This window comes from Ruegeria sp. D1(2025) (genome assembly GCF_056536425.1).
In genome coordinates this window covers 38,592-62,035 of sequence record NZ_JBQFPO010000012.1, presented here as the reverse complement: position 1 = coordinate 62,035, position 23,444 = coordinate 38,592, and the positions used below count along the sequence as shown (strand labels likewise).

General features: G+C 56.6%; 28 protein-coding genes. 7 read left to right on the top strand and 21 right to left on the bottom strand.

The window, feature by feature from the left end; translation table 11 throughout:
* Positions 1-182: 182 nt before the first annotated feature.
* From ACR1XU_RS20190 to ACR1XU_RS20110, 17 genes are all read right to left on the bottom strand, one after another.
* On the bottom strand, positions 183-2,075 hold the full coding sequence (locus ACR1XU_RS20190; protein ID WP_170418000.1) for a type IV secretory system conjugative DNA transfer family protein: 1,893 nt from the start codon (positions 2,073-2,075) through the stop codon (positions 183-185).
* Complete coding sequence (locus ACR1XU_RS20185) at positions 2,068-2,226, bottom strand: hypothetical protein (RefSeq protein WP_170417997.1); 159 nt, start codon at positions 2,224-2,226, stop codon at positions 2,068-2,070. Before ACR1XU_RS20185 ends, ACR1XU_RS20190 begins: the two co-directional genes overlap by 8 nt.
* A 12-nt stretch (positions 2,227-2,238) precedes the next feature.
* The gene (locus ACR1XU_RS20180) at positions 2,239-3,252 is read right to left on the bottom strand and encodes an ATPase, T2SS/T4P/T4SS family (protein ID WP_170417994.1); all 1,014 of its coding nucleotides are present in this window, start codon (positions 3,250-3,252) and stop codon (positions 2,239-2,241) included.
* A 205-nt stretch (positions 3,253-3,457) separates the two neighbouring features.
* Positions 3,458-4,291 carry a TraB/TrbI/VirB10 family type IV secretion system protein gene (locus ACR1XU_RS20175; protein WP_170417992.1) on the bottom strand — a complete coding sequence of 278 codons (834 nt, stop codon included), beginning with the start codon at positions 4,289-4,291 and terminating at the stop codon, positions 3,458-3,460.
* An 11-nt stretch (positions 4,292-4,302) separates the two neighbouring features.
* Positions 4,303-4,983, bottom strand: a complete 681-nt coding sequence (locus tag ACR1XU_RS20170) for a hypothetical protein (RefSeq protein WP_170417989.1) — start codon at positions 4,981-4,983, stop codon at positions 4,303-4,305.
* The gene (locus ACR1XU_RS20165) at positions 4,983-5,798 is read right to left on the bottom strand and encodes a TrbG/VirB9 family P-type conjugative transfer protein (RefSeq protein WP_170417985.1); all 816 of its coding nucleotides are present in this window, start codon (positions 5,796-5,798) and stop codon (positions 4,983-4,985) included. Before ACR1XU_RS20165 ends, ACR1XU_RS20170 begins: the two co-directional genes overlap by 1 nt.
* Entirely contained in the window at positions 5,798-6,442 is a 645-nt protein-coding gene (locus tag ACR1XU_RS20160; protein ID WP_170417982.1) for a VirB8 family type IV secretion system protein, read from the bottom strand. The genes ACR1XU_RS20165 and ACR1XU_RS20160 overlap by 1 nt, the downstream gene beginning before the upstream one ends.
* A gap of 17 nt (positions 6,443-6,459) precedes the next feature.
* Positions 6,460-7,515: a TrbL/VirB6 family protein gene (locus tag ACR1XU_RS20155; RefSeq protein ID WP_170417979.1), complete on the bottom strand. Its 1,056-nt coding sequence runs from the start codon at positions 7,513-7,515 to the stop codon at positions 6,460-6,462.
* On the bottom strand, positions 7,512-8,012 hold the full coding sequence (locus ACR1XU_RS20150; protein ID WP_170417977.1) for a hypothetical protein: 501 nt from the start codon (positions 8,010-8,012) through the stop codon (positions 7,512-7,514). Before ACR1XU_RS20150 ends, ACR1XU_RS20155 begins: the two co-directional genes overlap by 4 nt.
* On the bottom strand, positions 8,009-8,755 hold the full coding sequence (locus tag ACR1XU_RS20145; RefSeq protein ID WP_170417973.1) for a type IV secretion system protein: 747 nt from the start codon (positions 8,753-8,755) through the stop codon (positions 8,009-8,011). Before ACR1XU_RS20145 ends, ACR1XU_RS20150 begins: the two co-directional genes overlap by 4 nt.
* Positions 8,755-8,892, bottom strand: coding sequence for a hypothetical protein (locus ACR1XU_RS20140; protein WP_170417970.1), 138 nt, complete (start codon positions 8,890-8,892; stop codon positions 8,755-8,757). The genes ACR1XU_RS20145 and ACR1XU_RS20140 overlap by 1 nt, the downstream gene beginning before the upstream one ends.
* Positions 8,889-11,255, bottom strand: a complete 2,367-nt coding sequence (locus ACR1XU_RS20135) for a VirB4 family type IV secretion/conjugal transfer ATPase (RefSeq protein ID WP_170417967.1) — start codon at positions 11,253-11,255, stop codon at positions 8,889-8,891. Before ACR1XU_RS20135 ends, ACR1XU_RS20140 begins: the two co-directional genes overlap by 4 nt.
* Positions 11,248-11,526, bottom strand: coding sequence for a VirB3 family type IV secretion system protein (locus tag ACR1XU_RS20130; protein WP_152460684.1), 279 nt, complete (start codon positions 11,524-11,526; stop codon positions 11,248-11,250). Before ACR1XU_RS20130 ends, ACR1XU_RS20135 begins: the two co-directional genes overlap by 8 nt.
* Positions 11,527-11,529: 3 nt before the next feature.
* A complete protein-coding gene (locus ACR1XU_RS20125) occupies positions 11,530-11,811 on the bottom strand; it encodes an HAD family hydrolase (protein ID WP_152460685.1) in 282 nt (93 codons plus the stop codon).
* Positions 11,808-12,491, bottom strand: coding sequence for a lytic transglycosylase domain-containing protein (locus tag ACR1XU_RS20120; protein ID WP_331252774.1), 684 nt, complete (start codon positions 12,489-12,491; stop codon positions 11,808-11,810). Before ACR1XU_RS20120 ends, ACR1XU_RS20125 begins: the two co-directional genes overlap by 4 nt.
* Before the next feature lie 462 nt (positions 12,492-12,953).
* Positions 12,954-13,367 carry a thermonuclease family protein gene (locus tag ACR1XU_RS20115; protein WP_170417964.1) on the bottom strand — a complete coding sequence of 138 codons (414 nt, stop codon included), beginning with the start codon at positions 13,365-13,367 and terminating at the stop codon, positions 12,954-12,956.
* A 48-nt stretch (positions 13,368-13,415) separates the two neighbouring features.
* Positions 13,416-13,772, bottom strand: coding sequence for a hypothetical protein (locus tag ACR1XU_RS20110; RefSeq protein ID WP_142638830.1), 357 nt, complete (start codon positions 13,770-13,772; stop codon positions 13,416-13,418).
* A 383-nt stretch (positions 13,773-14,155) separates the two neighbouring features.
* Between ACR1XU_RS20110 and ACR1XU_RS20105 the strand changes: the two genes are divergently transcribed.
* From ACR1XU_RS20105 to ACR1XU_RS20095, 3 genes are all read left to right on the top strand, one after another.
* Positions 14,156-14,650 carry a hypothetical protein gene (locus tag ACR1XU_RS20105; RefSeq protein ID WP_170417962.1) on the top strand — a complete coding sequence of 165 codons (495 nt, stop codon included), beginning with the start codon at positions 14,156-14,158 and terminating at the stop codon, positions 14,648-14,650.
* 367 nt (positions 14,651-15,017) lie between these two features.
* A complete protein-coding gene (locus ACR1XU_RS20100; protein WP_170417959.1) occupies positions 15,018-16,307 on the top strand; it encodes a helix-turn-helix domain-containing protein in 1,290 nt (429 codons plus the stop codon).
* A 187-nt stretch (positions 16,308-16,494) separates the two neighbouring features.
* The gene (locus tag ACR1XU_RS20095; RefSeq protein ID WP_170417956.1) at positions 16,495-17,448 is read left to right on the top strand and encodes a LuxR family transcriptional regulator; all 954 of its coding nucleotides are present in this window, start codon (positions 16,495-16,497) and stop codon (positions 17,446-17,448) included.
* A 263-nt stretch (positions 17,449-17,711) separates the two neighbouring features.
* Here the strand turns inward: ACR1XU_RS20095 and ACR1XU_RS20090 are convergent, their stop codons facing one another.
* The gene (locus tag ACR1XU_RS20090) at positions 17,712-18,131 is read right to left on the bottom strand and encodes a MerR family transcriptional regulator (RefSeq protein ID WP_170417953.1); all 420 of its coding nucleotides are present in this window, start codon (positions 18,129-18,131) and stop codon (positions 17,712-17,714) included.
* 145 nt (positions 18,132-18,276) lie between these two features.
* Here ACR1XU_RS20090 and ACR1XU_RS20085 point away from each other — a divergent pair, with 145 nt between their 5' ends.
* Together ACR1XU_RS20085 and ACR1XU_RS20080 are read left to right on the top strand one after the other, a co-directional pair.
* Positions 18,277-18,600, top strand: a complete 324-nt coding sequence (locus tag ACR1XU_RS20085) for a hypothetical protein (RefSeq protein WP_170418031.1) — start codon at positions 18,277-18,279, stop codon at positions 18,598-18,600.
* A gap of 4 nt (positions 18,601-18,604) precedes the next feature.
* The gene (locus ACR1XU_RS20080) at positions 18,605-18,823 is read left to right on the top strand and encodes a GDCCVxC domain-containing (seleno)protein (RefSeq protein ID WP_237215937.1); all 219 of its coding nucleotides are present in this window, start codon (positions 18,605-18,607) and stop codon (positions 18,821-18,823) included.
* Between the two features lie 211 nt (positions 18,824-19,034).
* Here ACR1XU_RS20080 and ACR1XU_RS20075 read toward each other — a convergent pair whose 3' ends face one another.
* Both ACR1XU_RS20075 and ACR1XU_RS20070 read right to left on the bottom strand, forming a co-directional pair.
* Positions 19,035-19,265 carry a DUF411 domain-containing protein gene (locus ACR1XU_RS20075; RefSeq protein ID WP_480915654.1) on the bottom strand — a complete coding sequence of 77 codons (231 nt, stop codon included), beginning with the start codon at positions 19,263-19,265 and terminating at the stop codon, positions 19,035-19,037.
* Positions 19,266-19,795: 530 nt separating this feature from the next.
* Entirely contained in the window at positions 19,796-20,209 is a 414-nt protein-coding gene (locus ACR1XU_RS20070) for a heavy metal-responsive transcriptional regulator (protein WP_170417943.1), read from the bottom strand.
* Positions 20,210-20,298: 89 nt separating this feature from the next.
* On the opposite strand from ACR1XU_RS20070, the gene ACR1XU_RS20065 reads away from it, so the two are divergent.
* Complete coding sequence (locus ACR1XU_RS20065) at positions 20,299-21,327, top strand: lysylphosphatidylglycerol synthase domain-containing protein (protein ID WP_170417940.1); 1,029 nt, start codon at positions 20,299-20,301, stop codon at positions 21,325-21,327.
* The gene (locus ACR1XU_RS20060; RefSeq protein WP_170417937.1) at positions 21,314-22,564 is read left to right on the top strand and encodes an MFS transporter; all 1,251 of its coding nucleotides are present in this window, start codon (positions 21,314-21,316) and stop codon (positions 22,562-22,564) included. Before ACR1XU_RS20065 ends, ACR1XU_RS20060 begins: the two co-directional genes overlap by 14 nt.
* Before the next feature lie 292 nt (positions 22,565-22,856).
* Here the strand turns inward: ACR1XU_RS20060 and petA are convergent, their stop codons facing one another.
* Positions 22,857-23,405, bottom strand: a complete 549-nt coding sequence (gene petA / locus ACR1XU_RS20055; protein WP_050605700.1) for a ubiquinol-cytochrome c reductase iron-sulfur subunit — start codon at positions 23,403-23,405, stop codon at positions 22,857-22,859.
* Positions 23,406-23,444 lie beyond the last annotated feature (39 nt).

The following is a 23,444-nucleotide window of genomic DNA, read 5'->3' as shown; positions in this document are numbered from 1 at the left end:
TTTTTGCTGTCGATACTATGACGACAATTCTCAGCAGGCATAAAGCTGACAATGCGCCATTCTAGTAAGCTTCACGGAAGCGGACATATATGTAAGTCGCAGCACGAGCAGGTTAGGGCTCTCTCCTGCCGTTCTCTGCATATTGAAGTAAGGTCCGGTTCGGCCGCGTCCTGTTACCCCCGTCAAGTGAAGGCGCTACTTTCAGCCCGTTTGGCTTTCATTTTCTCCATCGCCATATCTTTCGCTGACCGACTTTTCCGCTTTGCGACCGTGCGCTGCGCATCAAATGCCGCCTGAAGTTCCTGGTCTTTTTCAGAAACCTCTTTCACCGGGGCAGGGGCCGGATTCGCATCCGCCAGAGCCTTTGCCGTGTCCCTGGCCTGTTCTTCAGCAAGATCCAGATGTGTACCTTTGATCTTTGGAGCATCACCCCCAAGGAACTGCATGAAATAGGGATCTTCGAAGTATCGGATCTTGTTTGCAATCACCGGCATCTTGCCTTCGCGGATCAGCACAACTTCATTTTCAGGCAATCGGCCAACGTGTTCGGGCCGGAGCAGGCGAATGCCTTCTTCACGCTCTGATATGCTGCCCATTTCCATCTTGCCGAGTGCTCGAGACTTCGACTTGCTTATGACCGTTTTGTCCCCGATGGACCTGGACACATGTTCGCGTACTTCGGAATCCTCTGAGGCGGCAAACATCTGGGTTCCAGCGTTTGCCAGCATCGCCCGCACACCCTCGTGCCCATAAATGTCCTGTAGGCGCGACAGTGTTTGCGAAATCACCACGAGCCTGCCCCCGAACGATCGCATGGTGTCATAGGCTTCAACAACGCGCTCAAGATGGCCGAGGCGTTGGAACTCATCGAGCAGCATCAAAACCTTGAACGGCTCATCTTCGCCCGGCTCAACAGTTTCGATGGTGTTCACCAGATCGAGGAAGAACAGGCGAATGAGCGTCCGGAACTCTTTGACCTTTTTCCCTGGCACGGAAAAGTAGATCGAGCTGGGGCGCCGACGCAGATCTTCAAAGTTGATGTCATTGCCCTGCGTGGCTCTTGCTACCGACGGGTTGCGCCAGAGCTGCAGGCCGGAGTTCAACATAACCGAAATCGTTGACCGCAGGATTTTGGATTCTTCGGCTGCAAGATTCAGAAACTCATCTGCAGCTCGCGCATATCCAACTTCTTCAGCCATTTTCTCATAGTCCTTTTGCTTGGTCGTTTTGACCAGGCGCAGGACTTCGGAAATGTATGGCCGCTTTCTTTTGATCGCCAGCATCGCCATTGCGCAGAACATGCCTTCAACACCACCCATAAAGCCCTGCGCGGACGAGCTGGGCGTGTCGAACATCTGAGTTGCAACCTGAATCACTTCTTCCCATCGCCGGTCCAGATTGTCGGCACGTGCTGCGCGGCGCAGAGGGTTGTAGCTGTGGCTTTTGTCGGGGTTCTCGGGGTCGAACACAAAAACCTCATCGCCCATTGCTGCCCGACGCGCGCCGGTTGTCTGGAAAATCTCGCCCTTGATGTCCAGGACGACGCAAGACCCATTGAAACGCAGGACATTCGGGATCACAAAGCCGCTGGTTTTGCCCGAACCAGACGGGGCAATGAACATCGCGTGCGGCTTTTGGACACCGGGGCCGGGCTTATAGTAGATCGCGTTTTTGTCCTTTGGCTCACCAAATTTGGCAAACACGATTTCACTATCCAATTTGTCTTTGAGCTTCAGAACCGACGCATAGCCTTCCTGGACGAGCTGAGGGGCCTTTGCAAAGGTCGCATCACCGTATTTCGTTGAGGGACCACGCAGCGCAGCCGCCACAAATGCAAAGGTCAAAACACCCACTGCGACCACCGCCACCAGACCCATGATCTGCTGCGTCTCTGCAGGCTGTGCCATGAACTTCTCTGGGATCGCCCAGATGTCCAGCCCGCGAAAGCCTCTGGTGTTGATGTATTCGAGCGCCAGCCCGACCACCAACACCGCGCAAGCCGAGGTAGCGATAAAGCCCATAGTACCGGCTATCGCGACCTTCTTGCCTTTGGGTAGATCCTGAAACTCAGCCATCGGTCAGCTCGCGTTTGAAGAAGCACACGATGCCAAATTCTGCACGTGCGACACCAACCATTTCCCAACCTTCTTTGCCCAGCTTTGCGAATTTCTCGCTGGCGTCGTCGCATTCCGAAAAAGGCACGTCTCGGTACTCGAATTTCTTCATCTTTGTACTCCTTCAATTCAGTTGTTCAGCAGTCATCAGAGGCGGGAAGATCACGCCGTTGACCTTCCGTTCGTCCCCGATTTTCTTCATGTGAACGATCATGTGAATGGTGGCCCGGATGTCATCGACCACTTCTGACTTTTGAACGGTCGGAGATCCGCGACGCACCATTTTGCTCATCCGTCCAATGGCATCTACGGGCGAGTTCGCGTGCATGGTGCAGACAGATCCATCGTGGCCGGTGTTCACCAGTTCCAAGAACATATTCGCGTCGTCGCCTCGGATTTCACCGCAGACGAGGCGGTCAGGCCGGAGGCGAAGCGCCGATTCCAGCAGCTTTGTTGGTGATCGAGGGCCATCTTCTTCGGAACGGTCGGCAAGCAGATCGACAGAATTGGGTTGCTCGATGTCCAACTCGGCCACTTCTTGAATCGTCACGATCCGTTCGCCCGGATCGACGCGCTTCAGCATTGCATTGAGGACAGTGGTTTTGCCGGACGAGGTGCCCCCGGCAATGATCACGTTCCATTTGCTAAGCATTGCAAGGTCGGCCAGCTCGTCAAAGTTCATTGTTCCGTCAGCGAGAACAGCCCGAGCATTTTCAAGCGCGCTATGATCGTTGTTTTCTGCCAACGCCGCCTCTTTGCTGGCGAAGCTGAACGCGCCCAGATCGACGTTTTTCACGCGCAGGAGACGGATCGCAACGGACCCCACGCCGGTTGTTGCTGGCGGAATCACGACCTGAACCCGCGCTTTACCCTGCTGTGTCGGCACGTTGGCCGTCGCAATCGGCTTCTTTTCTCCGAATGTTACATCGCTGAAACCGGCCACGCAGCGCCCGATGTTTTCTACATCGTCTCTGTTCAGAGTGATGTCTGTCCTGGTCATGTGCGTTGTGCCCATTTCTTCGACCCAGACCGATCCGTCAGGGTTCACAGAAATTTCGCTCAGGCTTTCATCGTGTAACAGATGCTCGATCTTGCCTGTATAGTATTCCAGAAGGCTATTCCCGTTCCGCCCGCTCATGTTCTTGTCCTTGGTAGAGCACTTTTTGGAACACTGGAGGTTGCCTTCGCTGCATCTCGGCTTTGCCTCGAACACGAAGGCATCCACATAAGATTCATTGCTTCCAAAAAGTGCTGAATTTGCTTCAAAAAAGGCCGCTACCGCACTCGATCATGCTGGCAGCGGCCGGAAAGACCGCTGAGGCGGTCGGCTCATTGGCTCGCTCTCAGAAGCTATCGAACACAACGTCGCGCTGCAGGATCGCGTTGATACGACTGCCCTGATCGACAAAGATTGTCGGAGTGATGCGCAGGTATTCATCAAGCGCCGCTGCCGTGGCGTTCTGCAGGTTAGACCCCACTTGGGTTGCCAGATCCGTTCTGACCGAGTTGTTGCTGTCGCTGTCAGACACCAGCGCCACAGGGGCAATACCGATGATGGACAACAACGCAGCCGTGCCGAACCGCTTCCCAAAGTGTGTGTTCACCCTGCCGGTCGCGCCGGTGCGGCCCTGTCCGTCCGTGCCAACTGAGCCGATCTGAGCGGAAAGGCCATCCGGTGTAATGACACGGCTCCAAACAATCATGATGCGCGTTTGCGCCAATGTCGTATCCGCTCGATACTCGCCATAGAGCTTCGATCCACGAGGCAGAAGCAAACGTGTGCCGTCCATCGAGTAGACGCCGCGTGTGATCGTTGCCACGACACTACCGGGCAGTTCCGAGCTGACCGCCCCACCGAATAGCGCCGACAAGACCGTGCCTTGCGTTAAGGTGCGCGACGGATCGTCAATGATCGAGGCCCCGACGATGGGTGGATATTCTTCGACCAGATTGTTTTGCCATGTCGTATTCGGGTTTTCCTGATAGCCGCGCTGTTCTTCAGGTAAGCGGGTGTCGTCTGGCTGGACTTGAACCGGCTGCGGCGCAGCAGGGAAGGGTTGGAAAATGACCGGCTGCGATCCACCATTGATCGGCTGGTAGTTTTGACCGGGTGCTTCCTGTGCCATCGCGCTTGACGCCAAAGCAACCAGGGCGAGGGTGAGTGCTGTTCTGTTCATCGTCAGCTCCATTAGTTTCTGCCGTATGGGTTTTCATCGAACACGATGCCGTCTGACTGGTTCTGGCGCTCGCGCATCCGCTTGAGTTCTTCAAGCCTGCGCCGCTCATCATCAGTCAGACCCGTAGTCTGCAAGTGGCTCATACTGGCGAGCGCCCGGGCCTCTGCATCAGCAACCGCCTGGGCAAGCTCAGTCTGAAACTTTTTCTCGCGCTCATCATATCTGACCTGAAGGCGTTCATTGGTCAGGTTCAGCGTTGCGATTTCACCGTCTTTTTCTGACAGCGAAACTTTGGCGTCCGTCAGCTCGTCTTGCAGATCGGAAATCCGGCCATTCTGTTGCTCGATTGTTTTCAGGGCTTGTTTCAGCCCTTCGGAATCGACCTGCGGCACTGCTACCGGTGTTGCCACCGCAATTTCCTCGGGCAAAGCCTCTTGTTCCGGCTCATCGACCTCTGGTCCCCGTGCGGTCAAAAGCCCGTATCGCTCGCCACCGCCTTGTTGCAAAGCGTCAACGCGGACACCCGTGTTGGTGCTTTTGTTTTCGTCGCCCATGACAAACCATACAAAGCCCAGGAACACCGCCCCTGCGATTGCAACAGTTATCAGCTTCTTTGGGTCGAACTTCTTCCGGACACGTTGCGACGGCTGTTCAGCCGCCGCCCGTGCCGCAATTGTCTGATCGCGGTTCATTACTTGCTGCCCCCCGGTTTAACTGTCTGTGAAGTGACGGGCCGACCGCTCACACTTGCCTGCTGAAACGCGTCGCCATCGTTTCGTACACAGATCGAAGTGTCCTCGATGCGCAGTGTCCAAAGATCTGAAAGGCCTTGCACCTGGATAATGCCGCGCTCTTTGACTGTGGTGTTCACCATCAGCTCGCGGCCATCAGGCAGGACACGGAAGATCCCCGGCAACTCCGCATCCTGCGGGATCTGCATATAGGTGTGAACGCCATCGTCCCACACGGCAGTAGGCGCGAAGTCAGCTTTGCCCGAGCGCGAGTAGTTTTGGTTGACGAAGCGGCCTGTTGGTTTCGGTTCGCTGCGCGCTACCGTGCCACGGCGCGTTGTAGTCCCGCCGCTGTTGTTTTTGTTGTAGAACGTGACCCGGAACGGAACACGTTTGCGTTCGGCGGCGCTCTCGGCCGGAACCAGATAGAAGTTGTATGTGCCGCGATTGGTCAGGACAGTCAGGTTTGAATCCGAGTTCAGGATTTCCGGCTTGAACGCAATAACGCGACCTTCCTGAAGGCGAGTGATCTGAAAACTTTCAGTGTCGCCCGCACCAATGCTGCGGACGGTTTCGCCCTGCGGAAAGTGAACATAGGTAATCAGGCGTTCACCCACAGGGATGCGGTACACCTGGTTCTCGACGTAATGGAAATGCGTGATGCGGTGATCCGCGTTCTTTCCGTCCGGTGTCGGTGTGATTTCAGCGAGCAGAGGCGTAGAGAATGCCAAAACTGCTGCGGCGGTGGCGGTGAGTGTTTTGAAAGAACGCTGCATCAGATGTCTCCCATTGCGTCTACGCGATAGTTGGTGACGACGAAGCCGAATGGATTTTCCAAAAGTTCGTCCATCGACGTCACGATTTTTTCCTCAAACCCATAGGTCACTGTGACCACGTAGCGGGCTGAGGCCGTTGCTTGGTTTGGAACGATCAGGGACTTGCGGATCTCGACCTGCACCGTCGCATCGTTGACCGGCGACACGCCCAGAATTTCGGTCTGCACCTTTGTCTTGGGCGTATAGATTTCGTCCGGATGGTTGTCGTTCGACCCGTCCCACAGTTCGCGGTAGGACGTTTCGGCCAGCTCATCAGAACGACGCAGCACCGATTTCAGGCGCTCGTTGTTGTCCTGGACATCATAGGTTTCCCGGTCGCGCACATAATTTGCGACTTCACGGAAGGCCATCGCCTCAGAAGGTTCCAGTTCTTCGACTTTTTCAGTCAGCAGGACCGGCAGTTTCGTGTCCGGATCAATGGAGAATGGCACCGCGCGGATTTCCTTCAAGGGAAGGAGCATCGCCCAACCAATCATAGAGGCCACGCCCATTGCCATGCCGACCATGCCGAATACCTGCCATTTGAAGGCATCGCGGCGTGCACCCAGAAAGAGTTCTTTTTCGTGATCTGTCACGTGTGACATCAGCTCAATACCTCGATTTAGGAAGATTTATTGACGCGAGCTTGTCGAATGCTCTGCCGGTAACGGTCAGCGGCGTAGCTCTGTCGAGCCGCCCCATCCTGATTGCGGGCTCTGTGTGCAATGTCCCGACGCGCTTGCATCGCGCGCGAGGCGCTGTCACGAACACCTGTCCCATCGCGGGCTGCGGAGGCCATCGCGGCGGCGGTTTTCCCACCGGCTACTGCACCCCTTGCGCCGTCGCTTGCAGTGCCCAATGCACTTCTTGCGGCAGCGACGGCACCAGTTGCCACGGCAAGACCCGAGGATGCCGAAACGATTGCACCCGACATTCCGCCCGCGAGCGATGGGATCTGCGTGAGCATCACGATTGACACAATGCAGATCGCCAAAAACCGGCCACTGGCCTCCATATTGTTCACATCCTCAACAGCGGTCAGTTCTGAGCTGAAAAGGGCCTGAATAAGAGAAACAATACCTGTCAGAACGACGATGACCATGATCAGGCCAACAGTCGTTTTCGCCCAGGCTGCGAAGATATTGGCTGTTGCTGAGCTGAGCAGCGTTGCGATGAAAACAGGCGCTAGTCCCAGCAGGACCGCCAGACCGCCTTTTGCGATCAGCGCCATGCCGGTGCCAAAAGCTACGATGACAGCCCCAACAACCCAGAGAATAGCCCCGGTGATGCTCAGGCCCCAGGTCGCGTTTTCAATGGCCTGCTGGCCCATCAAGAAACACTGAAGCGCAATGTCATCGAGTGCTTCCCAGACATTTGTTGTGCCGGTCAATTCTCCGGCAATCGTGTCTGGGAGGCTCGAAATGCCCTGATAAATGGGCTGAAAGAAGCTCCAGCTGGAAGCCATACCAATGATGATCGTCGCCCGAATGATCCAGCCGACATAGCCACCAAACCCGATTTCCCGGATTTGAAGCACACCGTTGATCAGCATTGCCACGAAGATCAGCGCGGCTATTGCCCAGAGGGCGGATGCAAGATCCGCCGCCAGGCTGTTGTATGCTTGCTGCGAGAAGTTATTAAGCGCAGCCTCAATCGAGCTGACGAAATCTTGGATCACGGCCCACAAGCCTCCTCAATTGCAGGGCGCAGAGCTTCCAGACGGGTCCGTTGCTCTTTTTTAAGCGCGGCAAGATTGTCGGACGGTTGGGTCCAAAACTCGTCTTGGTCAGCTCCGACCTTTTGGGCCGCGTCCTCACGGCTCAAACCACCCAGCGGACATTCGGTGCTGTAGGTCTCGCCAGACTTGCGCAGATTACATTGCTCGATGGTGGCCTCGTGCGCTGCTATGACCTGTTCATTCAGGATCACCACCGACCAGTTGGTCACAAGAGGCTGCTTGTCTGCGGATTGGCCCGCTTCGGCCATGCGCGCTTGATCGTCTTTGACGAATTGACGACCGTACTCACTCGCGCCCGAGTACCCAAGGCACTTACGATATTCATCGAACGGCATATCGACCTTGGGTGACGGGCGCAGCTTCACCTGTGCCGATGCAGCACCCGACATAACGACGGCGGCTGCAATGGTCAGGATGAGAGTTGAGCGGAGTTTCATTGTGAGGTTCCTCGTACATAGTTGCTGAGTGTCGAAAGATCAGCAGCGGTTGCAGCCAGATCCGTGCCCGACGCCAGAGCATTAGCCGAGGTTGCGCGCAAGATTTCAATTTCAACTTGCAGGAGTTTCAGGAGAACCGCCGTGTTATAGTCGATTGCATCCTTCAGATCTTCTTGCTGACCGATTTCACCGCGCAGTTTTTCAGCATCTTCGGAGAGCTGACCGGCCATGTCATAGCCATTCTCACCCAACGCCGACGCCATCAGGCCCGCACCACCACGCTCAGACAGGATGCGGCGAGCCTGCACATCCGATCCGCTGAAGTCGGACAAGATGCCATCGTTCAGGCCGAGGTTGATTGATCGACGTTCCATTGCCTGCGCAGCGACATCGGGCAGGCCGGAGATACCGCCCTCCGCTGCATCCAGTGCGTAGCCGAGCGTGTCAGCAGCAGTCGCCAGTTTCAAAAAGCTGCGGCTGTTGAACTCATCCAGATCTGTCAAACCGCTGATGGTTTTGAAGGAGTTTTCGAGCAATGCCCGCTGTTGTTCCAGTTTCTCGTACTGTTCCAGCAATTGCTCGTACTGGCGGACCATTTCAGCGATTTCTTTGGCCGAATTGGCGGCGTCCTGCGTGATGGATGCAGAGTCCACCACCGGAACACCCTGGGCCGATGCCATGACGGGCAGGGCGGCCAGAACTGAAACAGCAATGGTTGTGCGGAATTTCTTTGAAATATTCATCAGACAAGCTCCAAGTTTTCAGGGGGGGTCATGCGCTCAAAGTCGCAGGCGCATTTGCTGCGATAGCCCGAATAGGTGCTGGTGCAGGCTGAGACAGCGGCCAGAACTACAAGGGCGATTACAAGGCGGGTTTTCATGTGATTTCCTTCCAGAAGTTGGGGTTTTTTCGCCAGTCAGGATCAGGGAACGATTTTCCGTCTGATCCGCTCAGAACACGGAGAAGCGGGCCGAGAGCGCCGACATCGACATCGAGCCAAACACTCTCATCACCCTTTTTCATGAGCATTACGCGGTCGCCAAAATGCGCCCTCAGCGCGGCCAGCTCTGAATCGTTCAAGCCGATTGCCCGGTAGTCTGCTTCATTGCCGGATCGAGAGGGGAACAAGAGCTGCGTGCTGGTGTTTTCCAGGATCGACTTACTTGCCGCCGACGACAGGAGGTGATCGGGGATCTGCGTCATCATCATCATCATGACGTTCAGCTTCCGATACGTGGTGTAGGCATTTATGAGAATGCCAGCGCCATAAGGGTTGCCAGCAATTACCCATGCTTCATCAATCACAAAGACAGTGGGTATCTTGGTGGCGCAGCGGCGTTCGATCTGGCGCATGACGTAGCTGATCCATGCCAGCCGCACCAACTCGTCATCCAGAACCTCGGAAATGTCGAAAACAAGATGACGGGCGCCAGCAGCAAACGGATCTGAGCCACCCTCGCCAAACATCCAGGACAAGCGGCCTTCGCCAGCCCATTCACTTGCACGCTTGTACAGGTTCTTGTCATCGTCAAAGGCTCTGAACCGTTCCACCAATGAATCGAAGTTCTGAAGCGCAGGCGGCAAAGTGGCATTCGCTTGGCAAGCCCGCGTGATTTCATCCTTTTGATCGGTGGTCAGTGGTTCGTCATAGCTCAACAGGGCAATGACCCAATTGGCGAGCCAGCTTTGCCCAGCCTCATCCGTCTCGGTCTGAAACGGGTTCATGCCGGTTGGTTCACCAACTCGGACGCGGGTGTACTGTGCGCCGAGCGCACGCATGGGGGCCTCCATCGCCCGGTCTTTGTCAAAAGCGATGATCCGCGCGCCCTGTGCAACCGCCGTTGTCGCCAGCAGCATCGCGGTCACAGTTTTACCCGATCCGTTCGGCCCCAGAACGATTGTGTGGCCGGAGGGCAGGTTTTCAGCGTCTTTGCTGGTCTTGGGAAGGTGCAGCGAAACATCGTAGCTGTCCCCGTGCGTTGTCGGCAAAGTCGCCAATGGCCCCGGCCAGGGCAGCTTTTCCGCATCCAACCCTTTAGGGCGCATGTGGAACGCAACCATGTCCGCAAAGTTCTGGTCCGTGATCAGTTCTTCACGAGGACGGAATGCGAAGTTGCCGGGGTGCTGCGCGAAGTACACCGACCGCGCCGACATCGCTTCGCGTTTGACCGTGCCGCCCGAAATCTGGATTTCACCGATGATGTGTTTTTCGGCGGTTTTCAGATCTTCCTCGTTCCCAAACACACAGATCGACAGGTGGTGCTTGCCGAGTGACATGGTGCCGGAGGCAATGCCGTCCGCCAGAATGGACAAATCTTCTTCAAGCGACTTCGCTTTGTCGCCTGCCGAGCGCATTTGTCCCGACTTGCGGCGTTCCATTTCCTGCGCCTGGGCGCGGCTGATCGGCAGGAAGGATTGCGAAATCACAACATCAACCGGCAGGTCCAGCCCGTCGAAAATGCCGGGGAACGAAGCCATCGGGTAATTCTTCAGGGAATAGACACGGATGGAGCGTTCCTGATCGTCGCCCGTGACCAGTTTGCCGGTCTTGCCCTGAAACAGCACATCCTCTTGCGGCATGTTGAAGGCGATGGGTTCTGCAATGTTCGTGTGAATGATCGGCTGATACCGACCGTTCAACAGCATTCCATAATAGCCGAGCCAACGCCCCTCGCTGAGCTTCAGCCGGCGCACCCGGCTTTCGCCCAGCGTGCCCGCCAGTGTTGTGAAAACACCGTCGAGCTGTTCGATCATTTCGCGGCGTTCCTCGTCTATCGTTCCAGACGACATGCCGAACATCTGTTTTGCCCGCTCATCCTGCCGCTTTTGCAGAATGGCGCTGATGATGATCTTGCGTTCTTTCAGCTCTGCATCGACGGAAGCTGAGCGCATGGCCTGTGCCACTGCACCGGCAAAGCCGGTTGGATCTGTGATGACATGACCCGTCTCAGCCGGGACGGTCAGTCGATGAACGTAGAATGCCACCTCATTGGGTGTTGTGCGCAACACACGCTCAAACCGTTCGGCCAGGAACTCGAACTCGTTTTCGTCCAGCGTGTTTGCATTGATTCCGGTGATTTCTGCAGCGGCGATAAGGCCACCGTTGCGTGTGGAAATAACCTCATCGTCCACGACATAGCCATAAGGCAACATCTGAAAGAGGCTCATTTCATCCTTGCGCCAGCTCGGCTCGATCAACGAGCGGGCAAGGGTCCACAAATCCTGTGCAGCAGGCTTAGGCACTATAGTAATCTCCCCCATGATGCTGGCGGTTTTTGGTGCGCGGAGTTTTGGAAAGGGTTACGGACAGGACGCGGAAGAAAGCCGGTTCCCATTCGTAAAAGAGGCGAAGCCCGGTGTAGAAAACAAAACCCGCAATGATTGCTGGCGCTATCCCGAACATGAAGAACGAAAGCATGGTCATCCCGAGGATCACCAGCAGATAGATCACGGGTAGGCCGCCCCATTCTGCGGGGCGGCTCAGGCCGCGAAAGACCGTATTGCGGCGCGGCATCAATCAGCCTCCGATGAATGTATCAGCGAGGCCGATAACAGCGCCGACGACGATAGCGATTACCGGGCCTTTCAACGAACCCCAGCCGAACACATAGGCGAGACAGCCCCAGATGAAGCCGACAGCGGCAAGGCTGACGCCAACGACCTTCGAGTCGGCCAGTGTTTCGTTGATGAAATCGCCAATGGCATCTTGCAGCCAGCCAGCGGAGGCGGGCGCTGCGGTGATGATGAACGCAGTGATCGCGAAAAACGCCATCTGCTGGTAGAAGTGGGTTCTTTTCATAGGTCTTTACTCACTTTGCTTAGGATGATCCGCACGTAGTTGCGGGTTTCGGTGAAGGGGGGGACGCCGCCGTATTCGACGACGCGGTGAGGCCCGGCGTTGTAGGCGGCAAGCGCCAGCTTCCAGGTTCCGAACTCGCGGTACTGCGCCGCCAAATAGCGGGCACCACCGTCGAGATTTTCTGCAGGGTTCTTTGGGTTCACGCCCAGGTCTTTCGCCGTTCCGGGCATGAGCTGTGCGAAGCCATAGGCACCCTTGGGCGACAGAGCATCAGCGCGATACCGGCTTTCCTGCCAGACCAGTGCCATGAACAACTCGGCCGGAATGTCGTGCCGTTTTGCCGCTGCATGGATTTCTTTGACGATCCGCTCTTGCGACCAGCCGCCCGAGGATCTGCGAGGCCGCGGTGCTTTGCCCGCAATCTCGATCTTTGCCTGCGGTTTGGGGGTTGGTGCTTCCGGCTTTTCATTAAGCGTGTATTCACGCATCCGGATTGGACGAACGACGCCATCAACGATTTCTGCGCGAATGCCGTTTAGATACACGCTTCCATCAGGTTCGTATTCAATGACCTGGGCACAGACATCCGTTCCGAAAGTCGCCGTCAAGAACGCCAACAACGGCCAAACGGCGTTGATCCGACATCTGTTATCGGTGAAGCTTTTGATGGAGCTGGTCACTAATTTGTCCTCCAAATTAGGTCAGTAGTTTTTACATAATTACTATTATGGGGTCGACTTCAGGTCATCTGAGCGGTGGGGAATCGGGTGCTGGGACACAGCACTGAACCTTCAGTGGCGCCGCAAAAGACCAATGTCTGGTTCGGATCTCTTAGTCAGATGTTTTGGCTGGAACGTTCGGATGTCCCGCGCGCCTCAATCGTCAGACAGCGCTAAGGGATCGGAGGTGCAGACGCGTTGTCTAGGTTTGCACCCATTGACTCTGTCGCGGTGCTGCCCAATCTAGGACCGGCATCTCGGACTACTGTTTTTACCATAGTACAGTTCTCTCTTGATGTTGGAGGAATGCCCGGATGGATTAAGGGCGTTTCTTGTCCTGTCGATTGTTGGCGCAATCGGCAGGACTGCTTATTGCTTAGTCGTTTCTCTCTGCTGTCATAAATCGTTGTTTTATCCTTTCTTTCAGCCGCACCAGGACTGGCGCTTGCCACCCGAGTACGGGCGCGCCAGACCTTCAGAAATCAGGATGGCCCCGACGTTCTGTCCAGACACGCGCCCAAGCGCCAAGAAGCGATCGTGGACGTCAAAGTGCAGCTCAATCTCAAGTTCAATTACGCCCGCGAAGTTGATGAGCTCCGTCAGCCGGTCCTTGGCTCGTAGACCCAAAGCTCTCTCAGCATCGCACTGAGCCCGGAATGTCTCAGGCGTATCAAACCCAATAAGCCGGTATCGGTCGTCACCATGGTCGATCGTGTCACCGTCAACGGCAATCACCTCGGATGCGCCGAGAGTCTTTGTTTTCCTAGCTGGTTCAATCCAAACTGCAGCAATGAACAAGGACGCGAGTGCAGCGCTGAGAAACAAGAGCCGTTTCATGCGCCCTGCCCCAGCATTTTGATGAGCCGGGTTCTCGAACGTGACCGATCAGGTTTTGGATTTCGCGTCCAGGGCCTGAGCTGCTTCGAGACCCTCTGGGGTAATCGACTCGATCGTATAGTCTGATTTGACGCAGAGAATGCGCCCATCACCAAATTCCTGATGATGCTTGAAGAGGCCCGGCCAAAGATCGAACTCTCTGGGCTCAGCGCCCGCTCGAGAGATCTTCGACTTGCACAAGGCCCCGACATAGTTCGGCGAGCTGTAAATGCAGTGGTACTTAGGTCGTCCAAGGGAAGCGAGTCCGATAAATTCGTAGCGGCATGTAAAGGGAACCTGATCCTCTTTCAGGCCCCGGACCATCTCGATGGTTACCACAGTGTATTGTCTCTTGTTGTCCGCCATGACGACCCCCTATGGGCCGTCTTCTACATCCAAAAGTTGTGGACTAAAACACAATCTACGTCAATATAAGAAAACCCGCCAATATACGATATTGGATTGTCAGAAATATATTGGCCGGATATTGCTTAGGCGATTCGCAAGCAGGAGAGACCATCTTGAAACACTCAAAATCCGGAAATCGAACTCGCGCGAAGGCCCTTGCAGTTGCACTCGCTGCACTGCCAGCCACGCAGGCTCGTGCCTATCCAATTGACTGTGCCATATTCCTTTGCCTCGCCGGGGGTTGGCCAAGTTCGGCTGATTGCGTCGCAGCCAAGGCGGAGTTCATTCGGCGCATCACACCCTACCCGGTCGAACCGCCGCTTCAACTCTGGCGCTGTCCGATGAATACGTCACACAGCCCCTCGGACTTGGGTCCTATGGAACGGTTGGAAGCCATCAAGCGCACCAGTGCTAGCCCAGTTCCAGAGCTTCCATCGGATGACACCGCTAAGCCAATACTGGTAGACGCAGCGATCTCGATAGGAAGGATCGATGCACATCACGGCCAATACGGTGACGGTTTCCAAGCCACCCCGATCAGCGTCGATCTTTCTTCTTCCGATTTCGACGTTGTGAGATCCATCAGGGTTTGGGATGTGCGCCACTACAGCTATCGCCGTCGTTCAAGGGAGGGAGATTGCGAGCGTTCGCTTGATCTTGTGGTTGGCACCTACGACGATAATACGAATTTTCGCTGGTCCGAGCGCGCTCCTGCCCCAATCCCTTACTGGCTGCCACTGGGCAATCGCTGTGAACCTCCCAGCTACTTCCGCGGCGTTGGCGTCGAGTGGACCGACACATTCGGGTTCAGCGACTACGAACTCATCCGATATTGAGGTGCTGACCTGCGGTACAACGCGTTGCTCCTGGCTATGCCACCAAAAATCGCCAGCTGCATTTTTAAACCAGGCCGATTGGCCCGGAGGAAAAACTTAATCCCAGAAACAAAAACCCCCGCAAGGCGGGGCCTCAGCGGGGATCTTCTTAAGTCACGTTTGATCACCTGATTTATAGGAAACTCCAAAATTACTGACAAGGACAAACGCATCTGTGCGAACGGTTTTTCTGTGTCTTTTTGCTGAGGTTCGAGCCGCCTTGCTTCCCCAATGAGAAGCAGACCATGAGACCGTTGAACCATTCCGAACACCCTGCCCCGCGAAGCCGCGATATCAACACTGACCTTTGCCAAATGAGGCCAAATCCATGAGCTTTCGGCAGATCGCATCCGCCCATCACCACGATAATATTCGCTTTCACAACGGCCTTCCTGAGGGCTGGAACCGTGACAGGTTACGTCAGCTCTGCGTGGGATATGCGCAGATCAGAGGCGCATCAGCCCAGTGTATTCGCACCTTAGAGATCATCATCGATATGATTACGCCATGTGCTTTTCGAGACCCGTCTCAGGAACCCTTTTGCTACGCGCGCCAGGAAACCCTCATTGCCGGGCGAGGCGTGACAGATCGGACAATCCACAATCACGAACGTGAGCTGGAAAGGATTGGTCTGATCGAACGCAGGCTTGGCGCAAATGGCGCGCGCTGTAAGCGCAAGAAGCTTGGACTCTTCCTGACCCCTGCCCTGAACCTCATTCCCGAGATGCGCGACGCGGACGTGCGCAGCAAGGCCGAGAAGAAAGAACAGGACGAGCTGCGCGGGGATCGATCACGGCTTTACCGATATGTGAAACATAGTCTGGCCGTGCTTCTCTTACTCCCCTGCCCTCCTGAAAGTCTGGAAGGCATGAAGGAGGAACTTCGATCCTGGCCGCGCGCCGACAAGTTGAAATACATGACGCTGGAGGCGCTCAAGCTACATGTTCAGGCGGCTTACGACCTTTGGAGCCGGATCGAAGAGCATGTCGCAAAACCCGGTGAAATTTCGGGTGAACCCGAAGCTTGTTTCGGGTGCCATATACAAGACCAAATTGAAGAAACAATTCTGTCCTGTAACGCCGATGGCGAGAGTTCAATGTCCTCGGCAAAAGCCTCGGAACCAGATTGTTCCGGCTCCGGGCCTGACGGCCCTCCGCATTGCTTAGAAAGCAATCATCCGACAGATACGGCATCGCGCAAGGCCCAAAAACTACCGCGGGTGAATAACCGCATCCTATATGAACTGGCCTCACCCGAGCTGCGCATGCATATCGATATCGCGGGTGGCGGAGATCAGAATTCCAGCCCGTCGCTCTACGCGATTGAGACCGGCGTTTGGTCGCGATTGTCGGAGATCGGCGCCAATGCCTCGGCTTGGCGTACGGCGATTGACCGATTGACCGTGATGGGTGCAATCCTGGCCGGGTTGATCACAGACGCGAGGCTGAGCGATCCACGGTTGCCGCCAGTGGTTAATCCGGGCGGATATCTGCGCGGTATGGTGCACGCAGATGAGCGCGGTGAACTGAACCTGATTTCCAGTTTCATGGGGCTTTTGGCGCGTAGAGCCCGAGAGGAGGAAGACGGGCTTCCGCAAGATCACTGCAGCGGGTTTTAGCCGTGCCGGGTTATGAGCCGCCAGCTTCTCCAATTCATGTGTCTCATCGGCAGGTTTTCGCTCCGTTTCCGCCTCCAGAACAGAACTGTATTCAAATGCATGATTGGCTACGGGAATTCCCGAGTGGTTTGTTCAGCTTTAGGTTGCTAAGCGGCCTCGACGGCAACGCGGAACAGAAAGACGATCTATGAAAATCGCGGACATTGGCAATTCTGAACTGGATTTCAGGCAGACCGGGGAGGCGCGCCTTCAGGAAATTTGTTCGAGGTTCGGACTGGAGAATGCGTCCTACGCCCATATCGACAAGCATCACAACGTTGTCCACGGCTGCACCACGTTCCCGGCCGAATGGGTCAGGCACTACGTCGACAACGACATGGTCCTGGTCGATCCCCTCATCCGGTTTGGCGCCGCAATGATCGCACCAATTGATTGGGCTGTGTTTGATGATCAGCGTGAACACGCACCGCTATTCGATGCAGCGAGAAAATTTGGTGTGGGTCAGCACGGACTATCCATTCCGGTTATCAATCCGTTTGGGGAGCGTGGTGTCTTTACGGTTACCTCCAACCTGCGCCGATCCGACTGGGACGCCTTGGTCGGGAGTATGCTCCCTGCCCTTCGCCACGAAGCGCAGGTCCTGCATCTACTCGCGCTCGATGTGATTGATACAGTTTTCAACTTTCCTACGGATGCGTTGTCCGATCAGGAGATGGATGTTCTGAAGATGCTCGCATCAGGATTGATCCCATCCGTAGTTGCTGGCCAGACGGGGCTCTCCTCCAGGATGGTGCATGCTTTGACGTCTTCGATCGTCACAAAACTCAAGTGCCGGACAACGGAACAAGCAGTGGCGAGAGCTGTCAGCACAGGTATTCTTAAATGGACCGATTTCTTTGCCGACCCGGTCGCCGAACTTGCGGATGTTGAAGGACAGACCCTTTGCGGCGGGATCGTGCGTTGGTCTGGAAGATCACACGAGTTGATCACCTTTGAAGATGGTCGAACGGTGCGGAACTTGGATAGCTTTCAGGCGGTTCAGGTCCAGGAAATTGCCAAAGACTTCAATCTGGATGCTGAAAGGATCCTCGAAGAACTTGGACCCAACCGGGATCAATGCGTGTGGATCAGGCATCTCTGAGTTCGGCCCACGTGCACCGCTTGATTTGCAAAATTGTGAGCAGGGGCAAGTTTCACATAATTTCACTTATGCTTCCGCAATCTGTAGCCGCAAAGCTCAAATGTCACCCATGAGCAATTCAGGAATGTCACTCTCGCCTGCGATGAGGACAGGCAGAGAGTTCGGGCATGGGGTGGGTAATGATGAGCGAGCCGGATTTGAGCCGCATTGTAGTCTTTCCGCAAACTGAGTTGGCCAGATTCGATCCTTTCCGGGCGTTGCAATTAGGTGTCGTTTATTTTTTCTTTGGCGATAGGCTCGTTGAGCAACGCCGTTAGCAGGGGGCATGAGGCCGTACCCTCGGTGCAGGTCTGCACAAGTTCTGCCAGTGCTTGCTCCAACCGTTGGAGGGCGGCGATTTTTGACCTGACGTTGTCGAGATGTCTTGTTGCGACGTCTTCGACGTCACGACAAGCTTGCTCGGGCGCTTTGGACAATTCGCGAAGTGCGCATGCACCCTGAATGGTAAAGCCAAGATCGCGGCAGCGTTTGATGAATCTGAGCTCGGAGATTTCCCGTTCCGTGTATGCGCGGCGTCCCGAGGCGGTTCGACCGGCTTTCTCGACTATGCCTTCCCGTTCGTAGTAGCGGATCGTCTCGACCGACAGACCGGTCAATCTCGCCGCTTCGCCAATCGCAATCATGTGATGACCTTTCCCTTGAACCTGTAGCTACTACAGGGTGCATGTTGTCGGTCATGATGTCGAATTTCACATACCGCGCGAAGCAAAAATCGAGGAAGTCGAACCGGCTTCCGCTCGAGTTCGTCAAAGCCGGAGAAAGCTGACCATGAGCAAGTTTGTTGGCGCAAGCTTTCTTGGATCGTTTACCGCACTTGGCGTTGCGACCTGCTGCATCTTGCCGATGGCCTTGATTTTGCTTGGCTTGGGAGGGAGCTGGCTGGCCGTATTCGGCAAGATCGCCGCCGCGAGTTATTACGTGCTCGGCGGTTCGACGGCCCTGCTGTTTCTCTCTGGCATCGTCGCGTATCGCCGTGGTTCGCTCGACCGCTTCAAATGGTGGCTGACAGGCAGTTTTGCGTTGACGGCCATCGCTTGGGTTATCGTGCTCAACGAAATCCGAATAAATGATTTCCTGATAACCTTGATGTGACGCCATGAGTGAAAAGCACCCGAACCTTGTCAGCACGATCATCTGCCCGGAATGTGGACATTCAAGGCCTGAAACGATGCCAACAGACGCGTGCCAGTGGTTCTACGAATGCACATCTTGCGGAAAAGTCCTGAAGCCACTTCCCGGCGATTGCTGCGTCTACTGTTCCTACGGATCGGCCCCATGCCCGCCAATTCAGGCGGGCGACAAATGCTGCGGTTGATACGGCGACCGGGATGTCGGTTTTGTCCGCAAAGCCGGTCATCAGGCTTTGCGGACGCAGGTATTTTTTCACCGTAGGCTGGAACTTGCCCGGTAGGACAAGGCAGGCGTGAAGTCACGGATCAACTGGTTTGCCGTGAAGAATGTCACGTAAACCAGGCAGCAGAAGCGAGCGCCGTGTTTGTCAGGATCTTGCCAGCGCCATCGGGAAATTATGCGGCCGGGTAGCTGGCGAACACCTCTGTGGTTCCATCCTTGCGGATCAGAAAGACGTCGAAGGCTTCGCGTTCACTTTCCGGCCCCATGCCCGGTGAGCCGAAAGGCATTCCCGGAACCGACAGTCCGACAGCATTCGGGCGTTCGCCCAGCAGGCGCCGAATGTCAGCGGATGGGACGTGTCCTTCGATCATGTAGCCCTCCACGCGACCCGTGTGGCATGACATCATGCCCTCCGGAATCCCATTGGCGGTTTTGTAAGCGTTCAAGGCCTCCCAAGCACTGTTTTCCACGCCTACTTCAAAACCTTCCGCCCGCATGATTTTGATCCACGATCCGCAGCACCCACAATTCGGATCCTTCAGGACATGGATTGAGGGACCGGTTTTCGCGAAGGCGGGAAGCGCCGCGCTGCACGCAATTGCCGCGGCTCCTTGCATCAAGCGGCGGCGGCTCAGGTTATTCATTGTCATGTTCCCTCTTGGGTAAACTTGTCTTAAACCGATATAAAATCGCACCGGTAGGATAAAAGCTGGACCGCATTTACAGGGCCGACTTGTCCGTCACCCTCCGACACTCATCAGATATGGCTTTCTGGGCGACGCAGGGATTTCTCACAATGATCTGGCGCAAACTCTGCTCGGAAGCGGAACCCTCGCTCTCCTTTTTTCGCTGCACCTGCCGTTCTGGGTCCTGCTTGGCAATAACCCGGTTCGCAAGCAACGCCGCTACCCTCCGTTCAAGGCCGGAATTGCGCCTATTTCTCACTGCTGCGTTCTATGGCGCCCACGATCGAACAGTTCTGAATTCCACCACGCCCCGGACACGCCGCGATCAGCTCGTCCAGATTGTTCCTCAACCGTGCAAGCCCTTCGATCCGTTCCTGAATTTCGTCCCGCTTTTTGCGCGCTCTGGCCTGCATCGCGACGCACTCGGTATTTGGTGCCGTGCGCAACTCCAAAATTTCCGCGATTTCTGCCAGCGAAAATCCGAGCTTCTTAGCGCCGGATATGAATTTCAGCCGCCAAAGCGTGTCACCACCATAGTCCCGCGCGCCGCCGTCAATTGGGCGCGGCGGCTGAGTGACAAGGCCCTTCTTTTCATAAAATCTGATCGTCTCGACGCCTATCCCGGTCTCGCGCGCGGCCTGGCCGATCTTGAGTGGTTGCATCGCAGTCTCCCTCCGTCACCGTCATCTTGACACCGTATCATGATACGGAGGTTAAAACATTGAGGTCTTGGTAGTTGCGAGGATGTCAAATGCGGACCTTCCTGAAACGGTGGCTGCTGCCGATATTCGGCTCCGCCCTGGCGCTCTATCTGGTGTTTGCGCTCTACGGCAGCCTCGATTTTGCGCTGTTTCTGCAGGGCCTGCGCGGAGCCAACATGTTCTGGATCGCGATTCTTGCCGCCACCATCCTGCTGGAGCAGCTGATGAGCGGCTGGAAGTGGCGGCAGATCCTGTTCGACGTGAAACCCGTCGGCACCCTGCGGCTGACGGGGGCGCTACTGGCAGGTTATGGCGCAAATGTCCTTGTCCCGCTCGGCATCAGCCCGCTGGTCCGGGCCTGGCTGGTTGCCCGGCTCGACCGCTTGAAGATGGCGACCGTGCTTGCAACCGCGATCATCGCCCGGTTCCTCGACGGCGTCGTTTTCGCCCTTTTTGCCGGAGCGGTGGCCGCCGCCGGCCAGATTCCACAGATCGAGGGTGACCTGCGGCTGGGATTGAGCGTTGCGGGCCTGTTGAACCTGATGCTTTTCGGCAGCCTGCTTTGGGTTCTGTTCCGGTTCCGCGCGTCACTTCTGAGCGAGGACCCTCTGGTCTGCCGACTCTTCGACTGGGCTGCCGCCCGCATCGGGGCCGATGGCGCGTATCTGCGCACCGCGCTCGGTGAAGGGATCGTCTGGCCACAGGCACGGGCCCGCCGCGTCGCCGCCATTGCCGCAGCCATTGCGGGTAAGCTGGTGGCGACAACCCATTTCCTGTGGGCCGGGCTGGCGGTTGGCGTGGTGCTGAGCGCGTGGGATTACCTGTTCCTGATGGTGTTTGCCGGGTTCGCCATGGTTCTGGGTCGTTTCGTGCGCATCCCGGCGAGCTTTGTCTTTGGGGCGGGGTTCGCGCTCAAGGTGCTTGGCGTTCCGGACGAAACCGCCCTTCTGATGATCCTGTTCAACTATGTGCTGACGATCCTTCTGGTGGTCGGGATCGGCCTGACGGTGTTGTGGCAGAGCGGCATCGACATCCGCCGCGCCCGGGCGGAGGCAGAGGCGGCGAATGGCAAGGCGTAATCCCGAAGACACGAGATTTTGGCGCATCGCCGGTGCTGGTGCGGTGTTTCAGGGCGGGTCGGCGGCGGTGGACAGCGCGACGGTGGTGGCCAGTCTGGTGCATATGCTGACCGGTAGCGCGCTGGCCGTGGGCTATGCCAGCACGGTCCTGCGTCTTGGCTGGCTGCTGCCCCAGTTCGCGGTGGGCTACCTCGCCGAGCGCACCGATCGGCGGATGCCGTTCTACGCCCTTGGTGCCTATGGGCGGGCGATCACGGTCGCGATGATCGGTATTCTTCTGTGGTGGGGGGCCGACTGGCCTCAGGTCGATTGGCCTCCGGTTCCGCTGGCGCTCGGGATGCTGGGATTGTGGACGGTCTATGCCTTTGTCAGCGGCGTGGTCGCGGTGCCCTACAACGACATCGTCGGCCGGGCGATCCCGTCCGAGCGCCGCAGCCGGATGTTGGCCTGGCGCTTTTTCGGCGGCGGTGTTCTGGCGGTTCTGGTGGCGGGCTTTCTGCGACACGCGCTCGACGTGATGCCGCCGCTCAGGGCCTATGCGCTGATCTTCTGGCTCGGCGCGGTGCTGATGATCGTCTCTGCGACGCTTTTTGTCTCCGCGGGTGAGCCCGCTACCGCTGCAAGGGCGCCACGGGACCGTCCTGCCAATCTGTCTGGATTTCTGCGCGAAGGTTTCTCGACGCTGCGGCAGGACCACCGGTTCCGGCTGTTCCTGATCTTCCAATGGCTTGGTGCAGCGACGCTGATGGCGTTGCCGTTCTATGTCGTTGCCGCCAGCCGCAGCGGCCTCGGGGCGGCGGATGTCGGAACGCTGTTGGCGGCGCAGACTGTCGGCGCGCTGGCCTCGAATCCGCTCTGGGGCCACATCGGAGACCAGGCGGGCAAATTGCGCCTGCTGGGGATAGTGGCACTGGTGCGTCTCGGACCTCCGGTGCTGGTTTTGCTGCTTGTGGTCACGGGTTCGGGGCTGACCGGTTTCGCGGTGCTGTTCTTCCTGATCGGCGCGATGATGAACGGGGTGACCATCGGCTATCTCGGCTATTTGCTGGAGATCTCGCCCGACGACCGCCGCCCGGCCTATTCCGCGTGGTTCAACAGCTTTGCGGCCCCGGCGGCGCTGGCGCCGCTTGTGGGCGGTGTGGTGGTCAGCATGATCGCCATCGAAGCCGTGTTCATCGCTGCGATCCTGGCCGCGCTGGGACAGGTCGCGATCGCCGCGCGGCTGACACGGGGTTGAAATAGCACCTTGTTCAGGACCAAAGCGTTTCCTCTCAACCCGCAATTCAGATGCGATCCTGTCAAAAGGCAAGATGGCATGTCTAAACATGGGCGAAGCAGAAAACGTTGAGCGCAGCGATTAGAATTGTTCCGTTCAGAACATGACGGCGAGGTCTCTTCTCGAAAACTCCAGAAAGCGGGGTACATGTCGAATTCCGCCACATAGCATCGCGGCGCTGATCGAGGGATATTCGAGGACTGACAAACGAACTTGGTGAGGCACGCGCCTCTGAACAAAGTTCACCGCGCCGTCACCCAATTTTGACCCGTGTGTCGGTGACGAACTCGTAAGGGGGCAGATCGAGGTTGCGGGGCGCGGGGCCTTTCCGAATTCTGCCAGACGTGTCGTAATGTGAACCGTGACACGGACAGAACCAACCGTCCCAGTCTCCGGTGGGTTCGCTGCCGCCCTGCCCGAGTGGTATGCATCCCAGATGGGTGCAAACGCCAATAACTACCAGCCATTCCGGTCGCTGTACGCGCTCGGCGTCAGGTTGCGGGTCGATCATTGGTGCATCGTCTTCTGCTATCGCCAGCGCGATCCGCTCTTTAGTCCGGTGGTCGATAAAGATCGGCTTGCCTTTCCATTTAACAGTGATCCTCGTTCCTGGTCCGACACCTTCAAGATCTATGTCGACAACGGCTTGGGCGGAGATGTCTGCACTGGGGTTCATGCTGTTAACAAGTGGCCAGACCGCCGCGCCCGTGGCCACGATGGCGGCACCGCCGGTGACGAAGTATAAGAAATCGCGCCGAGTTTCAGGCTCTGAAGGTGCCTGTCTTTCAGAAAATTCAGACATATTGTTCCTCCTGTGCGTCAGGACGGGTTCATCGAATTA

Coding starts and splice junctions, on each gene's coding strand:
- ACR1XU_RS20190 (WP_170418000.1), bottom strand. CDS start 2,075: ATGGCTGAGTTTCAGGATCTACCCAAAGGCAAGAAGGTCGCGATAGCC.
- ACR1XU_RS20185 (WP_170417997.1), bottom strand. CDS start 2,226: ATGAAGAAATTCGAGTACCGAGACGTGCCTTTTTCGGAATGCGACGAC.
- ACR1XU_RS20180 (WP_170417994.1), bottom strand. CDS start 3,252: ATGAGCGGGCGGAACGGGAATAGCCTTCTGGAATACTATACAGGCAAG.
- ACR1XU_RS20175 (WP_170417992.1), bottom strand. CDS start 4,291: ATGAACAGAACAGCACTCACCCTCGCCCTGGTTGCTTTGGCGTCAAGC.
- ACR1XU_RS20170 (WP_170417989.1), bottom strand. CDS start 4,983: ATGAACCGCGATCAGACAATTGCGGCACGGGCGGCGGCTGAACAGCCG.
- ACR1XU_RS20165 (WP_170417985.1), bottom strand. CDS start 5,798: ATGCAGCGTTCTTTCAAAACACTCACCGCCACCGCCGCAGCAGTTTTG.
- ACR1XU_RS20160 (WP_170417982.1), bottom strand. CDS start 6,442: ATGTCACACGTGACAGATCACGAAAAAGAACTCTTTCTGGGTGCACGC.
- ACR1XU_RS20150 (WP_170417977.1), bottom strand. CDS start 8,012: ATGAAACTCCGCTCAACTCTCATCCTGACCATTGCAGCCGCCGTCGTT.
- ACR1XU_RS20145 (WP_170417973.1), bottom strand. CDS start 8,755: ATGAATATTTCAAAGAAATTCCGCACAACCATTGCTGTTTCAGTTCTG.
- ACR1XU_RS20140 (WP_170417970.1), bottom strand. CDS start 8,892: ATGAAAACCCGCCTTGTAATCGCCCTTGTAGTTCTGGCCGCTGTCTCA.
- ACR1XU_RS20130 (WP_152460684.1), bottom strand. CDS start 11,526: ATGCCGCGCCGCAATACGGTCTTTCGCGGCCTGAGCCGCCCCGCAGAA.
- ACR1XU_RS20125 (WP_152460685.1), bottom strand. CDS start 11,811: ATGAAAAGAACCCACTTCTACCAGCAGATGGCGTTTTTCGCGATCACT.
- ACR1XU_RS20115 (WP_170417964.1), bottom strand. CDS start 13,367: ATGAAACGGCTCTTGTTTCTCAGCGCTGCACTCGCGTCCTTGTTCATT.
- ACR1XU_RS20110 (WP_142638830.1), bottom strand. CDS start 13,772: ATGGCGGACAACAAGAGACAATACACTGTGGTAACCATCGAGATGGTC.
- ACR1XU_RS20105 (WP_170417962.1), top strand. CDS start 14,156: ATGAATACGTCACACAGCCCCTCGGACTTGGGTCCTATGGAACGGTTG.
- ACR1XU_RS20100 (WP_170417959.1), top strand. CDS start 15,018: ATGAGCTTTCGGCAGATCGCATCCGCCCATCACCACGATAATATTCGC.
- ACR1XU_RS20095 (WP_170417956.1), top strand. CDS start 16,495: ATGAAAATCGCGGACATTGGCAATTCTGAACTGGATTTCAGGCAGACC.
- ACR1XU_RS20090 (WP_170417953.1), bottom strand. CDS start 18,131: ATGATTGCGATTGGCGAAGCGGCGAGATTGACCGGTCTGTCGGTCGAG.
- ACR1XU_RS20085 (WP_170418031.1), top strand. CDS start 18,277: ATGAGCAAGTTTGTTGGCGCAAGCTTTCTTGGATCGTTTACCGCACTT.
- ACR1XU_RS20080 (WP_237215937.1), top strand. CDS start 18,605: ATGAGTGAAAAGCACCCGAACCTTGTCAGCACGATCATCTGCCCGGAA.
- ACR1XU_RS20075 (WP_480915654.1), bottom strand. CDS start 19,265: ATGTCATGCCACACGGGTCGCGTGGAGGGCTACATGATCGAAGGACAC.
- ACR1XU_RS20070 (WP_170417943.1), bottom strand. CDS start 20,209: ATGCAACCACTCAAGATCGGCCAGGCCGCGCGCGAGACCGGGATAGGC.
- ACR1XU_RS20065 (WP_170417940.1), top strand. CDS start 20,299: ATGCGGACCTTCCTGAAACGGTGGCTGCTGCCGATATTCGGCTCCGCC.
- ACR1XU_RS20060 (WP_170417937.1), top strand. CDS start 21,314: ATGGCAAGGCGTAATCCCGAAGACACGAGATTTTGGCGCATCGCCGGT.
- petA (WP_050605700.1), bottom strand. CDS start 23,405: ATGTCTGAATTTTCTGAAAGACAGGCACCTTCAGAGCCTGAAACTCGG.